The sequence below is a fragment of the Vibrio sp. OPT41 genome, from assembly GCF_015163595.1.
Lineage (GTDB): Bacteria > Pseudomonadota > Gammaproteobacteria > Enterobacterales > Vibrionaceae > Vibrio > Vibrio alginolyticus.
In genome coordinates this window covers 790,168-804,873 of sequence record NZ_JADDYH010000014.1, presented here as the reverse complement: position 1 = coordinate 804,873, position 14,706 = coordinate 790,168, and the positions used below count along the sequence as shown (strand labels likewise).

The window sequence follows — 14,706 nt, the reverse complement described above, 5'->3', positions numbered from 1 at the left end:
CGAATTATGATTTGCGAGCGACAAGAACCGCGCGGCGAGGGGCAGGGTAGCCTTCTACAGTCTTGCTTGGGTCGTTCGGATCTAAGTAGTCAGGTAGAGAGTTATGCGTCATCCAATCTGTGGTACGTTGTTCATCTACGGATGTGATGTTTTCATCAACGATACGAACATCTTCAAAACCGACCAATTCTAACCACACTTTTAGGGCTTTTGCTGAAGGGAAGAAATAGACATTACGCATTTGCGCGTAACGAGAAGTCGGGACCAGTACTGCATTCTCATCACCTTCAATCACGAGTGTTTCCAATACGAGTTCACCTCCAGATACCAATTGATCTTTTAGTTGCACTAAATGATCGAGAGGCGAGCGGCGATGGTAAAGCACGCCCATGCTGAATACCGTATCGAACGCTTCTAACTTAGGTAGTTGTTCAATACCCAATGGCAATAGGTGTGCACGTTGGTCATCGCCCATTAGTTTACGAATTGCTTCGAACTGAATCAGGAACAGGTGAGATGGATCGATACCGACAGTTAAGCGTGCACCTTCGCCTAGCATGCGCCACATGTGGTATCCGTTACCACAACCTACATCGAGTACGCTGCGATTCTTTAATGGTGAAATATGCGGAAGCACGCGGTCCCATTTCCAATCACTGCGCCACTCAGTATCAATATGGATGCCGTGTACGTGGTATGGGCCTTTGCGCCAAGGATGGAATGTACGAAGTAAGCTTTCTAGCTTTTTAAGTTCCCCTTGAGGCATGGGCTCATTGTTTGAAATCGTGACAGAATCAACAATGTCGATGTTGTCCGGTCTACCCGCTGGGATTTTGTTCAGTGCTTTCAACCAGCGACCAAAGTCACCGTGCTCTGCATTTTGCCAATCCGTTAGCTGTTGCGGAAGCACATTAAGCCAAGGTTGAAGACGAGTGTCTTGGGCAATCAATTGGTAGAAATTTGCAAAGTTAAACATAGTTAGTCAATCGCTGAGTTGATGGGTATAAATTATTAACAAAAGCCGAAATCGGTATGGTTCAGGCTTGGTATGCACGGTCTATTTAATCGCGAACATGGAGCCGAAGTTAAAGCATTGGAACCAAACATCGTAGCTAGAAAAGCCAATTTTAGCGAAACGCTCTTTATGTTCTTTCTTTGAATCTGGGCGCATTACGTTTTCTATCGCGCTGCGCTTTTGGCTGATTTCTAGTTCGCTATAACCATTCGCACGTTTAAAGTCGTGGTGAAGGTCAATTAACAGTTCGTTCGACACTTCATCTTCGAAGACGAACTTCTCCGATAGAATCAAAATGCCGCCCGGACGCAGGCCTGCGTAAATTTTTTCGAGCAAGGAGTAACGATCTTCTGGAGAGAGGAATTGCAAAGTGAAGTTCAACACCACCACTGACGCGTTTTCAATTTCGATATTGCGAATGTCTGCTTCTACTACATCCACAGGAGTGTCACTGCGGTAAGCGTTGACGTGAAGTTTACAACGCTCAACCATCGCCGGAGAGTTGTCCACTGCGATGATTTGGCAACCTTCTTGTTTGATATGGCGACGCATAGACAATGTTGCAGCACCCAAAGAACAGCCTAGGTCATAGATGTTTGAGTGAGGTTTTACAAAACGCTCTGCCAGCATACCGATTGCAGAAATGATATTGCTGTAACCCGGTACCGATCGTTGAATCATGTCAGGAAATACTTCCGCTACGCGTTCATCGAACGTGAAATCCCCAATTTTATCGATTGGAGCCGAAAAAATAGTATCTGGAATGCTCTTAGGGTTCATAACTAAGTCTCTGCATACAAGCTGCCTGAAAATGTCAGGCACCAAAAAAGGCGCGTATTTTATGGGAATTTCGCGCCTCTGTCATGTGTTGCGTTAGAACATCTGTAACTGCGAGTTGCCATCGTCAGCAGGGAAAGGTGCTAACTCAGGGAGCATGATACGCTTTTGTATGTCTTTATATAGGTTTGCGGCCAACTCTGGCGCAATTATATTGTCTGCGGTATGGATCATGATATATGGCTGTTTACCTTCGGCAATCCATTGTGGCAACTTGTTGAGCCATGGTTTAAAAAACTCGTAATTTTGCTGTTCTTCTGGATGACCAATAAAGCGAATCAAAGGGTGTGAAGCGGTAGCAATGGCGTGAACAGGTACTCGTGGTTTTTTCATTTGCGCATCAATAATCGCCTCATTGTCGGGCTTAGCGGCAAAGACTGGGCGGCTATCCATAATAATGCGGTCAATATTATTCTCTACTAACCATTGGTTAAGTGCTCGCTCTTCTTCGCCTTTGGAGAAAAATGCCATATGGCGAACCTCAACACCGAGAGGGAAGTTAGGTGGAAAGCTCGCACAGAACTTTTTCAGTCGATAAAGGTGCTCAGGACCAAATGCGGCTGGTAATTGAATTGTCCATTGGCCCACACGGTCATGCAAAGGCTCCATGACTTTCATGAAGTCTCTCAGTTGTTCGCTGCAACCTCTTAGCATTTGCTCATGAGTGATGGCTTTAGGAAGTTTGAAAGTAAAGCGAAAATCATCGTGGGTTGCGGCTCTCCAGTTTTGCACTGTATTGAGCGTCGGTGTGGCATAAAATGTTGTGTTGCCTTCCACGGTATGAAACACTTGCGCATACCTTTCTAAACGTTCAGCGGGCTTTGTCCCGCTGCCGTAAAAACTTTGTTGCCATTGATTGTGCGACCACATCGTCAATCCAAGTCGAAGAGGTAAGTTATCCATTATTCTTTACTGCTTGCTACTCGTGTGAATACTTTACGAGAGTTTTGCTGAAATAGGTAATTTCACGCTATAATCCTCCCCAATTTTTTCGCTTTGGTGCGCTTTTGAACATTTGTTGTACTAAAAAGCACCAGTGAATGATAAAACACACGTAATTGTATGTTGAGTAGTCGATTTTCGTGGACATTCAGCGTATAACTGAATCTTTACTCTGCTTAGCAATGAGGCTGACAGAGCGTAGTTAACAACATTTGAGAGATTGGGAATTTCATTATGCGTACCCATTACTGTGGTCACCTGAACAAGTCCCTTGCAGGACAAACTGTAGAACTTTGCGGCTGGGTTAACCGTCGTCGTGATTTAGGCGGTCTTATTTTTATTGATATGCGAGATCGCGAAGGTATCGTTCAGGTAGTTGTTGATCCAGATATGGCGGATGCGTATGAAGTGGCGAACACACTTCGTAATGAATTCTGTATCAAACTAACGGGTGAAGTGCGCGTTCGCCCAGAGAGCCAAGCAAACAAAGACATGGCAACAGGTGAAGTTGAGATCCTTGCGAAAGGTCTTGAAATCATCAACCGTTCTGATGTTCTGCCTCTAGACTTCAACCAAAAGAACTCTGAAGAGCAGCGCCTGAAGTACCGTTACCTAGATCTACGTCGTCCTGAAATGAGCGACCGCATCAAGCTACGTGCTAAAGCGTCTAGCTTTGTTCGTCGTTTCCTAGATGACAACGGCTTCCTAGACATCGAAACACCAGTCCTAACAAAAGCGACTCCAGAAGGCGCTCGTGACTACCTAGTACCTAGCCGTGTTCACAAAGGCAGCTTCTACGCGCTTCCTCAGTCTCCACAGCTATTCAAACAACTTCTAATGATGTCTGGTTTTGACCGTTACTACCAAATCGTTAAGTGTTTCCGTGATGAAGACTTGCGTGCTGACCGTCAACCAGAATTCACTCAGATCGATATCGAAACGTCATTCATGACGGCTGACCAAGTTCGTGCAACGACTGAGAAAATGGTTCGTGAAATGTGGCAAGAGCTACTAAATGTTGACCTAGGTGAATTCCCAGTAATGCCGTTCAGCGAAGCGATTCGTCGTTTCGGTTCGGACAAGCCAGACCTACGTAACCCACTGGAACTAGTAGACGTTGCTGACCTAGTGAAAGATGTTGAGTTCAAAGTATTCTCAGGTCCAGCAAACGACGAAAAAGGCCGCGTTGCCGTTATTCGCGTTCCAGGTGGTGCATCTTTGACTCGTAAGCAAATTGATGGCTACGGTGAATTCGTTGGCATCTACGGTGCGAAAGGTCTAGCTTGGATGAAGGTTAACGACCGTGCAGCGGGCATGGAAGGTATCCAATCTCCAGTCGCTAAGTTCCTAAATGAAGACGTGATCAACGGCATTCTAGATCGTACTCAAGCGGAATCTGGTGACATTATCCTATTTGGCGCTGATAAAGCGGGCATCGTTGCAGAAGCAATGGGTGCGCTACGTTTGAAACTAGGTAAAGACCTAGAGCTAACGGATGAGTCTGCATGGGCTCCACTATGGGTTGTTGACTTCCCAATGTTCGAAGAAGATGACGAAGGCAACCTACACGCGATGCACCACCCATTCACATCGCCTCTAGGTGTGACTGCAGAAGAGCTAAAAGCAAACCCTGCTGCGGCAAATTCTAACGCTTACGATATGGTTCTAAATGGCTACGAAGTGGGCGGCGGCTCTGTTCGTATCCACAACGCAGATATGCAAGAAGCCGTATTTGATATTCTAGGTATCACACCTGAAGAGCAACAGCTTAAGTTCGGCTTCCTGCTTGATGCGCTGAAATTCGGTACGCCTCCACATGCTGGTCTTGCATTTGGTCTAGACCGTCTAGTAATGCTGCTATGTGGTACAGAGAACATCCGTGATGTTATCGCGTTCCCTAAAACAACAGCAGCTGCGTGTCTACTAACAGACGCACCAAGTATTGCGAACCCAGCAGCGCTAGAAGAGCTAGCCATCGCAGTAACTGCAGCGAAAGAAAAAGACGCAGAATAAGCGCACAACATTTGAAGAAAACTCCCGCAACTGCGGGAGTTTTTGTTTAAATAAACCCAAGAAACTTCCAAAGCAATTTCCCAAGCAACGCTTTTAGAACATGTTTTGTTATTAAGCGTCAAAATACATTAAAAGGTGAATTATGGCTGGTCATAGTAAATGGGCGAATATTCGTCACCGTAAAGCAGCGCAAGATGCGAAGCGCGGCAAAATCTTTACTAAATTAATCCGTGAAATCGTTGTTGCGGCAAAAGAGGGGGGCGGTGAGCCAGAAAATAACCCACGTTTGCGAGCCGCAATTGATAAAGCACTGTCTAACAACATGACACGTGACACTGTCAATCGCGCTGTCAGCCGAGGTGCTGGTGGTGAAGGCGACGACAACATGGAAACCGTGATCTATGAAGGTTATGGTCCAGGTGGTACGGCGGTCATGGTCGAATGTATGACGGATAACCGAAATCGTACGGTATCTGGCGTACGCCATGCATTCTCAAAGTCAGGCGGTAATCTGGGGACGGATGGTAGCGTCAACTATCTTTTCGACAAGAAAGGCGTGATTTCATATGGCCCAGGTTTAGATGAGGATGCGGTAATGGAAGTAGCATTAGAAAGTGGTGCTGATGACATTGAAACGGCAGAAGATGGCTCGATTGATGTCTACACGGCCCCAGGCGATTTTGGACTCGTAAAAGATGCTCTTGATGCCGCAGGGTTTGAGGCAGAGAACGCTGAGGTGTCTCTGATCCCATCTACGAAAGCAGATTTGGACGCGGACACTGCGCCAAAACTACTTCGTTTGATTGACGCTTTGGAAGATCTGGACGACGTTCAAGAGGTTTATCACAATGGTGATATCTCTGACGACGTTGCTGCTACGCTAGATTAAACTCAAGGTGTCGGGAGCGGTATTTGCTCCGAAGTTAGCAAGTAATAATAAAAAGACTGAGGCCGAATTAGGCCTCATTTTTAGGAACATTCATGTCAATTATTTTGGGCATTGACCCAGGTTCGCGCATTACCGGCTATGGGGTCATTCGTCAAAATGGACGCCACTTGCAATACCTTGGTAGTGGCTGCATTCGTACTTCAGAAAAAGAACTTCCGGGTCGGCTTAAACAGATTTATGCAGGCGTCACGGAAATCATTACCCAGTTTCAACCGGACGTTTTCGCGATCGAGCAAGTGTTTATGGCCAAAAACGCGGATTCAGCGCTAAAACTTGGCCAAGCTCGTGGCAGTGCAATTGTTGCTGCGGTGAATGCGGAGTTGCCGGTATTTGAATACGCGGCTCGTCTTATTAAGCAAGCTGTCGTCGGCACTGGTGGCGCGGACAAAGCGCAAGTTCAGCATATGGTTCAGCAGATGCTTAAATTGCCCGCCAAGCCTCAAGCGGATGCAGCCGATGCTTTAGGTGTGGCGATTTGTCATGCCAATACTAACAAGACTCTCGTTGCGTTAGCGGGCAAAGCAACCAGTGCCAGAAAAGGGCGCTACCGTTAAAATTAACTGGATGTCTATCCAGTTCTTTATTATCCTGTCGCAAATTCATTTCCAAAGAGTATTTATAGTGATTGGACGTCTTCGTGGCATACTGATTGAAAAGCAACCACCTGAAGTATTAATTGAAGTTAATGGCATTGGCTATGAAGTCCAGATGCCAATGAGCTGTTTTTACGAACTGCCAAATGTTGGCGAAGAAGCCATTATTTATACTCACTTTGTTGTCCGTGAAGATGCGCAATTGCTATACGGTTTCAACACGGTAAAAGAACGAGCACTTTTCCGTGAAGTGATCAAAGCCAATGGCGTTGGTCCTAAACTCGGTCTTGGTATTCTCTCTGGTATGACAGCAACGCAATTTGTTACTTGTGTGGAACATGAAGACGTTTCTACGCTGGTTAAGCTTCCAGGCGTTGGCAAGAAAACCGCAGAGAGATTGGTTGTTGAAATGAAAGACCGCTTGAAAGGGTGGGGCGCTGGCGATCTATTTACACCATTTACGGATGCTGCTCCTGCGGATTCTAGTGCGACATCCAACAACGCGGAAGAAGAAGCAATCAGTGCGCTTCTAGCTCTAGGTTACAAGCCGACTCAAGCGTCGAAAGTGGTATCTCAGATCGCTAAACCGGACATGAGCAGTGAGCAAATGATCCGTGAAGCTCTAAAATCAATGGTGTAACGCTGGTTGCACAGTGAACATTTGTTCAAGATAACTCATTCTCTAAGGTTAATGCCAATCGCTTAACGATGTTTTTTGTGTCATTCCAGCGAGCCTGGCGAGACTGGGAATCTAATAGCAGCACGCTGAGCGGTTAATGAAACAATTTGACCATAAATCGCTCGGATAGAAGATCCTGTATCACGCTCCTTCGTCGCTGTACAGGATGACGAGATATAGAAATATGCCACTTGCTGTTAAACGAGCGGCATTATTCTCTCAGGTAACCATTTTTCAAGGTAAAAAGATGATTGAAGCCGATCGTTTAATCGCGCCAGAAAACCCTGCCTTTCGTGATGAAGATGTCATTGATCGTGCTATTCGGCCAAAAAAATTAGCGGATTACCAAGGTCAGGACCATGTCCGTGACCAAATGGAGATCTTCATTAAAGCTGCTCAGTTACGTAGCGAAGCACTTGATCACCTTTTGATTTTTGGTCCCCCAGGTTTGGGTAAAACCACACTTGCGAACATCGTTGCCAATGAAATGGAAGTGAACATTCGCACTACTTCAGGCCCTGTACTTGAGAAAGCAGGCGATTTGGCCGCGCTGTTAACCAACCTCGAAGAAAACGATGTGTTGTTCATCGATGAGATTCACCGCTTGAGCCCGATGGTTGAAGAGGTGCTGTATCCGGCGATGGAAGATTATCAACTGGATATTATGATCGGTGAAGGTCCGGCCGCTCGTTCTATTAAGATCGATTTACCACCATTTACGTTAATTGGTGCGACGACCCGAGCGGGCTCTTTAACGTCACCATTGCGCGACCGCTTTGGTATTACTCAGCGCCTTGAGTTTTATAAGATAAAAGACCTCCAAGATATCGTGCAGCGAAGCGCGGATTGTTTAGGTTTATCAATGGAACCTGAAGGTGCATTGGAAGTGGCAAGACGTGCGCGTGGCACACCACGTATTGCTAACCGTTTGCTACGTCGTGTTCGTGATTATGCGGAAGTAAAAGGCAATGGTCACATTTGTGCCGATGTTGCCGATAAGGCGTTGAATATGCTTGATGTGGACGCCGAAGGCTTCGATTACATGGACCGTAAGCTACTACTCGCGATTATGGAAAAATTTGGTGGTGGTCCGGTCGGGCTCGACAACATGGCAGCGGCGATAGGTGAAGAAAAGGACACTATTGAAGACGTTCTTGAACCTTATCTTATTCAGCAAGGTTATTTACAACGCACTCCGCGTGGAAGAATCGCGACAGATCGTGCGTATTTGCATTTCGGAATTGAAAAATAAGATTCCCTCGCTGGGCCGTTGTTGCCCAGCGCTTCATTAAAGTTGACCAAACTCACATTTTTTGAATTTTTTCTCATACTGGTTTAGTAAGTAAAAAGCATTGATTGTTAACTCGATGTTTGCTTGCAACTGGTTAATTTCTCTCCTGATTACTCTCTCTTAACATCCGTATCCAATACTGGTTGATCTAGATCAATGTGATGGATTTTTGTGCAAATTCCGCGCATAAACATTGATGTATATCAAAGCGCGTTACGGCTATAAACCTTTTGAAACAATCTGTTTTTACAAGTAATATTAGCCCCAGCTATATTAGCTGATGCTTAACAATTAACTAACCAATGAAGCACATTTTTGCAACAATGAGTTGTGATAATTCAACATTTTTCAAGTGTAAATAACACCTGAATATGGATTGCAATATGTAGAGAGTGTCATTCAGCCGACACATAGGAGTTACCATGATTGACGTAGTTGATCTATCGCGGTTGCAGTTTGCACTGACAGCGATGTATCACTTCCTATTCGTACCATTGACCCTTGGTATGGCCTTCCTTCTGGCCATTATGGAATCGATGTACGTAATGACGAACAAGCAAATCTATAAGGACATGACCAAGTTCTGGGGTAAGCTATTCGGTATTAACTTTGCACTTGGTGTGGCGACAGGCCTTACCATGGAGTTCCAGTTTGGTACGAACTGGTCTTACTACTCCCACTATGTAGGTGATATCTTCGGTGCACCGCTAGCGATCGAAGCACTTGTCGCATTCTTCCTGGAGTCAACTTTTGTTGGTCTATTCTTCTTCGGGTGGGATCGTCTATCTAAACGCCAACACTTAGCGGTTACCTGGCTTGTGGCACTAGGCTCTAACTTCTCTGCTCTTTGGATTCTTATCGCAAACGGCTGGATGCAAAACCCAGTAGGCGCAGATTTCAACTTCGAAACCATGCGAATGGAAATGGTGAGCTTCTCTGAGGTTGTACTAAACCCAGTTGCTCAGGTTAAGTTCGTGCATACGGTTGCTTCTGGTTACACTTGTGGCGCAATGTTTATTCTAGGCATCAGTTCATACTACCTATTAAAAGGTCGTGACATTGCGTTTGCTCGTCGTTCGTTTGCTATTGCTGCTTCTTTCGGTATTGCAGCTATCTTATCTACCATCGTTCTTGGTGACGAATCTGGCTACGAGCTTGGTGAAGTTCAAAAAGTGAAACTCGCTGCAATTGAAGCAGAGTGGCACACTGAACCTGCACCTGCCGCATTTACGTTATTTGGTGTTCCTAACCAGGAAACGATGCATACCGATTACGCAATTAAGATCCCTTACGTAATGGGTATTATCGCGACACGCTCTTTTGATGAGCAAGTAACAGGTCTTCGTGATTTACGTGATGAACACGTCGATCGTATTCGTGACGGCATGTACGCTTATGAACTTCTAGAGAAGCTTCGTGCGGGCGACAAGTCAGAAGAAAACATGACTGCGTTTGATGAAGTGAAAGGTGACCTAGGTTACGGTCTACTTCTAAAGCGCTACACAGACAATGTTGTTGATGCAACAGAAGAGCAAATCCAAGCTGCTGCGGACGACTCAATCCCAACAGTATGGCCGCTATTCTGGTCATTCCGTATCATGGTTGCTTGTGGCTTCATCATGTTGTTTGTCTTTGGTGCGGCGTTTATCCAAACGTGTCGTCAGAAGATTGAACAGAAACAATGGATTCTAAAAGCTGCACTATTTAGCATTCCACTACCTTGGATTGCAATTGAAGCGGGTTGGTTCGTCGCTGAGTACGGCCGTCAGCCTTGGGCTGTAGGTGAAATTCTACCAGTGCATGTTGCAGCTTCTGCGCTAACTGCAGGTGAAATCTGGACTTCACTCTTCGCAATTCTGGCGCTATACACGGTATTCCTGATTGCAGAAGTTTACCTAATGTTGAAATTCGCTCGTAAAGGCCCAAGTAGCCTGAAAACGGGTCGCTACCACTTCGAGCAAAATGCTGACTCTGTTGAAGACAAAGTTAGTCGCCAAGTAGAAGCGTAAGGTAAGGAGATAACAAGATGTTTGATTACGAAATCTTGCGACTCATCTGGTGGGTACTAATCGGTGTTCTACTAGTTGGTTTTGCAGTAACAGACGGCTTCGATATGGGTGTAGGCGCGCTTGTACCTATTATCGGTAAAAACGACACGCAACGCCGTGTCATGATTAACTCAATTGCTCCTCACTGGGATGGTAACCAAGTTTGGCTTATCACTGCTGGTGGTGCACTGTTCGCAGCTTGGCCTTTGGTTTACGCAACGTCATTTTCAGGCTTTTACTTAGCGATGATTTTGACACTAGCAGCGCTATGGCTTCGTCCTCTGGGCCTAGACTACCGCTCTAAAATCGAAGATCCAAAATGGCGCAATACCTGGGATATCTGTATCTCAATCAGTGGTTTTGTTCCGCCAATCATCTTTGGTGTGGCGTTTGGTAACCTTCTACAAGGTGTACCGTTCCAATTGAGTGAGTTCTTGATGCCAACATACCATGGCTCATTCTTTGGTCTACTAAACCCATTTGCACTGTTGTGTGGTCTAGTAAGCTTGTTCATGATTTTGATGCAAGGTTCTACTTGGCTACAAATGAAAACAACAGGCGAAGTGCATGTGCGTGCGCGCAACGTTGCTCAGTTGGCTGGTTTACTGACGGTTGCTGCGTTTGTAGCGGCTGGTTTCTGGATCCAAAATATCGATGGCTACGTCATTGTTGGCGGTATCGACACTAACGCTGCTTCTAACCCTCTAAACAAAGAGGTTATCCGTGAAGCTGGTGCGTGGATGAAGAACTTTGAAAACTACCCACTACTATGGGCTGCTCCTGTATTAGGTGTTGCAATGCCGCTTCTCGCTGTATTGGCATCTCGTCTTGAAAAATGTGCGATTTCGTTCATTACTTCAAGCTTGGGTGTTGCTGGTGTTATCTTTACTGCAGGTTTTGCGATGTTCCCATTCATCATGCCTTCAGACTTAATGCCAAGCCACAGCTTAACAATGTGGGATGCAACGTCATCTGAGCTGACTCTGAACCTAATGACAGGCGTTGCGTTTGTTATGGTGCCAATCATCCTTGGTTACACATCTTGGACTTACTACAAGATGTTTGGTCGCCTTGATGACCAGTACATTGAAGACAACAAAAACTCACTTTACTAAGGAGCATTTACTATGTGGTATTTCGCATGGATTCTAGGTGTACTACTTGCTTGTGCATTCGGTATCATCAACGCTCTTTGGCTAGAGCACTCAGAAATGATGGATAAAGACAGTGAGTAACCTCGCTGATAAGGTAGCGAAACTTCACGCACCAATGGATAAGACTCTGCTACGAGTCTTATCTCTCATCCTTGGCTTTATGCACATAGGATTGGTGATGTGGGACCCTGAAGCTTACCATCAAGCAATTGGTGGTTTTAACTCAATCATCGCACCAGCACTGATTTGGTCTGTATGTTCAAGCATGGTGTATGGGGTGGGCTTCAAGCCAAGAAACTGGTACTGGCAAGTTTTGTTTAGTCCTTATTTCTCGTTAGCTATCTTAATTTATCTAACGGCACTTTATTTCATTTAGGCTGAAATATGCTGTAATAAAGTCGGTTACTAAATCATCGAATAAAAGCTAGGTATCTCGCCTAGCTTTTATTTTTTCTACAAATTTCAAAAATATTTCCTTAGCTCGGTACCAATTGCTGTCGCTTCAGTTATAGTAATTACTTTAAAGAATTGAATATATTGGTACTCCCTTGCAAGGCACATCAAATCTCTTTCACTGGCCGATCACCGTGTACTATGAAGACACTGATGCGGGCGGTGTTGTATATCATTCTAATTATCTAAAATTCTTTGAGCGCGCACGGACAGAGATGTTACGTGCTAAAGGCATTTCTCAACATGTGTTACTGGAACAAAATATCGGCTTTGTTGTCCGACACATGGATATCGATTTCAACCAAGGGGCTAGGCTGGACGAGCATCTGACAGTCGTAACCCGAGTGTCAGAAATAAAACGTGCTTCTCTGCAATTCTGTCAAGAGTTGGTCAATGATCAAGGCAAGATATTGTGCAAGGCCTCGGTTAAGGTAGCATGTATCGATAATAAGAAAATGAAACCAATAGCTATTCCAACCTTTATAAATTCGGAGCTAACAAATAGTGACTGCTGATATTTCCATTTTAGATCTCTTTCTTCAGGCCAGTCTGTTGGTAAAGCTTGTGATGCTGACGTTGCTTGGCATGTCAATTGTGTCATGGGCAATGATCATCAAGCGCAGCAAAGTGCTTTCTCAAGCATCAAAAAATGCAGAGCAGTTTGAAGACAAATTTTGGTCGGGTACTGATCTTTCTCTGCTTTACCAAAAAGTAAAAGCGCGTAAAGACGAAATTGAAGGCACAGAAGAAATCTTCTACGCAGGTTTTACAGAGTTTGCTCGCCTACGTAAGAGCAACGCAAATTCACCAGCTTACATCATGGAAGGCACTGGCCGCGCAATGCGCGTTGCTGTTTCTCGTGAAGTAGATGAGCTAGAAACAAGCTTACCGTTTTTGGCAACAGTCGGTTCTATAAGCCCTTATATCGGCCTATTTGGTACCGTTTGGGGCATCATGCACGCCTTTATTGCGCTGGGTGAAGTAAAGCAAGCTACGTTGTCTATGGTTGCACCGGGTATCGCCGAGGCACTTATCGCGACAGCGATGGGGCTATTTGCGGCTATTCCGGCAGTAATGGCGTACAACCGTCTAAGCAATAAAGTGAGTAAACTAGAGCACACTTACGCAACATTTTCTGAAGAATTCCACAGCATCCTTCATCGTCAAGCGATGGCTGGCCGAGACAGCGCGGATAAGGAATAAAGCATGGCGGGTTATCAACCTAAAAAGCGAAAAATGACAGCGGAGATCAACGTTGTTCCGTATATCGACGTAATGCTCGTACTGTTGATCATTTTTATGGCGACCGCTCCATTTGTGACTCAAGGCGTCGACGTTGATCTTCCGAAAACATCGACCGCAGAATCTATGCAAGACCTTGCTGGCGAGACTGACAGTAGCTTTATTATCATCGAAATTGATAGCGAGGGTAATTTAGGCCTAAGCGTAAATGATGAAGAAGTTCAGCGAGGTTTGTCGTTGCAAGATGTTATTGTGCGAGTGAAAGCGGAGCGAGAGGTTAAGCCGGATTCACCAGTTGCGGTAGGTGGCGACGCGGCAACACCATATGCCGATGTTGTTCTATTGCTAGATGAACTAAGTCGAGCTGGTATCCCTAAGGTAGGTCTAATGACCGATATCAGGGAATAGACATCAATTATCTATGAAAGATCACAAGAAGAAACCCAACCAATACGCCAAACCGATAGCAATATCGGTTGGTTTGCATGCAATTCTAGTTGCAGCCCTGCTTTGGGGGACGGACTTCAACATGTCTAAACCAGAGCCTACAGGGCAAATGGTTCAAGCTGTTGTCATCGATCCAAAACTTGTGCAGCAACAAGCGGAAGAAATTCGCCAGCAACGCGAAAAGGCAGCGAAAAAAGAACAAGAGCGTCTTGATAAACTGAGACGCGAAGCAGAGCAGCTAGAAAAAAACCGCAAAGCTGAAGAAGAGCAAATTCGCAAGTTGAAAGAGCAGCAAGCGAAAGATGCTCAAGCGGCGCGAGAAGCAGAAGCTGCACGTAAGAAAAAAGAGCAAGAGCGCAAGCAGGAAGAAGAACGTGTTCGCAAAGAAAAAGAGCGAGCTGCTAAGCTAGAAAAAGAGCGCAAGGAAAAAGAAGAAGCCGTGCGTAAAGCTGAGCAGGAGCGTTTAGCAAAAGAAGCGGCTATAGCAAAAGCTGAGCAAGAACGTTTGGCTCGTGAAAAAGCAGCAAAAGAAGCGGAAGAAAAAGCACGTCGTGAGCGTGAAGCTGCTGAAAAAGCTGAACAAGAGCGCATTGCAAAAGAGAAAGCGGCAAAAGAGGCAGCGGAGCGAGAGCGTAAAGCGAGAGAAGCAGCTGAGCGTGCCGAGCGTGAGCGTAAAGCTCAAGAAGCCGCGTTAGATGATATTTTTGCGGGTCTCGAGGATGAGGTCAGTAAAAACAGTGCTGCGCGCAATCAATTTATTGACGACGAACTTTCTCGTATGTCATCCATCTATACTCAAAATATTCAGCAAAAGCTGATTAAGGATGACTACTTGCTGGGAAAGGAGTGTAGGGTAAACATCAAATTGATTCCGACAGGAACTGATATGATGGTCTCTGGTGTTACCGTTTTGAGTGGCGATACTCGAGTGTGTGCTGCGGCGAAGCGAGCAATAGCTCAGGTAGGGACGTTCCCTAAATCTTCAGAATCAGCGGTCAATGAAAGACTAAAAGACATCAACATAACTGTTGCTTTGGACTAAA

At 45.4% G+C, this 14,706-nt stretch carries 16 protein-coding genes; 13 read left to right on the top strand and 3 right to left on the bottom strand.

The features are described 5' to 3' along the window. Positions 1 to 4 precede the first annotated feature (4 nt). From cmoB to IQP38_RS07235, 3 genes are all read right to left on the bottom strand, one after another. Positions 5 to 976 carry a tRNA 5-methoxyuridine(34)/uridine 5-oxyacetic acid(34) synthase CmoB gene (gene cmoB, locus IQP38_RS07245; protein WP_005387902.1) on the bottom strand — a complete coding sequence of 324 codons (972 nt, stop codon included), beginning with the start codon at positions 974 to 976 and terminating at the stop codon, positions 5 to 7. Positions 977 to 1,057: 81 nt separating this feature from the next. Further along, positions 1,058 to 1,795, bottom strand: coding sequence for a carboxy-S-adenosyl-L-methionine synthase CmoA (gene cmoA, locus IQP38_RS07240; RefSeq protein ID WP_136976027.1), 738 nt, complete (start codon positions 1,793 to 1,795; stop codon positions 1,058 to 1,060). A 93-nt stretch (positions 1,796 to 1,888) separates the two neighbouring features. Beyond that, a complete protein-coding gene (locus IQP38_RS07235) occupies positions 1,889 to 2,755 on the bottom strand; it encodes a DUF72 domain-containing protein (protein WP_170960341.1) in 867 nt (288 codons plus the stop codon). A gap of 273 nt (positions 2,756 to 3,028) precedes the next feature. Here IQP38_RS07235 and aspS point away from each other — a divergent pair, with 273 nt between their 5' ends. The 13 genes from aspS (at position 3,029) to tolA (ending at position 14,705) form a co-directional block, all read left to right on the top strand. Next, the gene (gene aspS, locus IQP38_RS07230; RefSeq protein ID WP_005378401.1) at positions 3,029 to 4,807 is read left to right on the top strand and encodes an aspartate--tRNA ligase; all 1,779 of its coding nucleotides are present in this window, start codon (positions 3,029 to 3,031) and stop codon (positions 4,805 to 4,807) included. 142 nt (positions 4,808 to 4,949) lie between these two features. Continuing rightward, complete coding sequence (locus IQP38_RS07225; RefSeq protein WP_005378402.1) at positions 4,950 to 5,696, top strand: YebC/PmpR family DNA-binding transcriptional regulator; 747 nt, start codon at positions 4,950 to 4,952, stop codon at positions 5,694 to 5,696. Positions 5,697 to 5,788: 92 nt separating this feature from the next. Then, positions 5,789 to 6,310: a crossover junction endodeoxyribonuclease RuvC gene (ruvC, locus tag IQP38_RS07220; protein WP_005387909.1), complete on the top strand. Its 522-nt coding sequence runs from the start codon at positions 5,789 to 5,791 to the stop codon at positions 6,308 to 6,310. Between the two features lie 67 nt (positions 6,311 to 6,377). Continuing rightward, the gene (gene ruvA, locus IQP38_RS07215) at positions 6,378 to 6,989 is read left to right on the top strand and encodes a Holliday junction branch migration protein RuvA (protein ID WP_017820041.1); all 612 of its coding nucleotides are present in this window, start codon (positions 6,378 to 6,380) and stop codon (positions 6,987 to 6,989) included. A 286-nt stretch (positions 6,990 to 7,275) separates the two neighbouring features. Next, on the top strand, positions 7,276 to 8,280 hold the full coding sequence (gene ruvB / locus IQP38_RS07210) for a Holliday junction branch migration DNA helicase RuvB (protein ID WP_005378312.1): 1,005 nt from the start codon (positions 7,276 to 7,278) through the stop codon (positions 8,278 to 8,280). Between the two features lie 461 nt (positions 8,281 to 8,741). After that, positions 8,742 to 10,328 (top strand): cytochrome ubiquinol oxidase subunit I, encoded by a 1,587-nt coding sequence (gene cydA, locus IQP38_RS07205; RefSeq protein ID WP_005378311.1) that lies wholly within the window; start codon positions 8,742 to 8,744, stop codon positions 10,326 to 10,328. Between the two features lie 17 nt (positions 10,329 to 10,345). Continuing rightward, positions 10,346 to 11,482, top strand: coding sequence for a cytochrome d ubiquinol oxidase subunit II (cydB, locus tag IQP38_RS07200; protein WP_006742909.1), 1,137 nt, complete (start codon positions 10,346 to 10,348; stop codon positions 11,480 to 11,482). A gap of 12 nt (positions 11,483 to 11,494) precedes the next feature. Further along, complete coding sequence (gene cydX, locus IQP38_RS07195; RefSeq protein ID WP_000270284.1) at positions 11,495 to 11,602, top strand: cytochrome bd-I oxidase subunit CydX; 108 nt, start codon at positions 11,495 to 11,497, stop codon at positions 11,600 to 11,602. Further along, entirely contained in the window at positions 11,595 to 11,897 is a 303-nt protein-coding gene (gene ybgE / locus IQP38_RS07190; protein WP_033905055.1) for a cyd operon protein YbgE, read from the top strand. The genes cydX and ybgE overlap by 8 nt, the downstream gene beginning before the upstream one ends. 172 nt (positions 11,898 to 12,069) lie before the next feature. Continuing rightward, a complete protein-coding gene (gene ybgC / locus IQP38_RS07185; RefSeq protein WP_017820044.1) occupies positions 12,070 to 12,489 on the top strand; it encodes a tol-pal system-associated acyl-CoA thioesterase in 420 nt (139 codons plus the stop codon). Further along, the gene (tolQ, locus tag IQP38_RS07180; protein WP_193837456.1) at positions 12,479 to 13,177 is read left to right on the top strand and encodes a protein TolQ; all 699 of its coding nucleotides are present in this window, start codon (positions 12,479 to 12,481) and stop codon (positions 13,175 to 13,177) included. Before ybgC ends, tolQ begins: the two co-directional genes overlap by 11 nt. 3 nt (positions 13,178 to 13,180) lie before the next feature. After that, entirely contained in the window at positions 13,181 to 13,624 is a 444-nt protein-coding gene (locus tag IQP38_RS07175) for an ExbD/TolR family protein (RefSeq protein WP_005378298.1), read from the top strand. Positions 13,625 to 13,637: 13 nt separating this feature from the next. Next, complete coding sequence (tolA, locus tag IQP38_RS07170) at positions 13,638 to 14,705, top strand: cell envelope integrity protein TolA (protein WP_193837455.1); 1,068 nt, start codon at positions 13,638 to 13,640, stop codon at positions 14,703 to 14,705. Position 14,706: the final 1 nt, after the last annotated feature.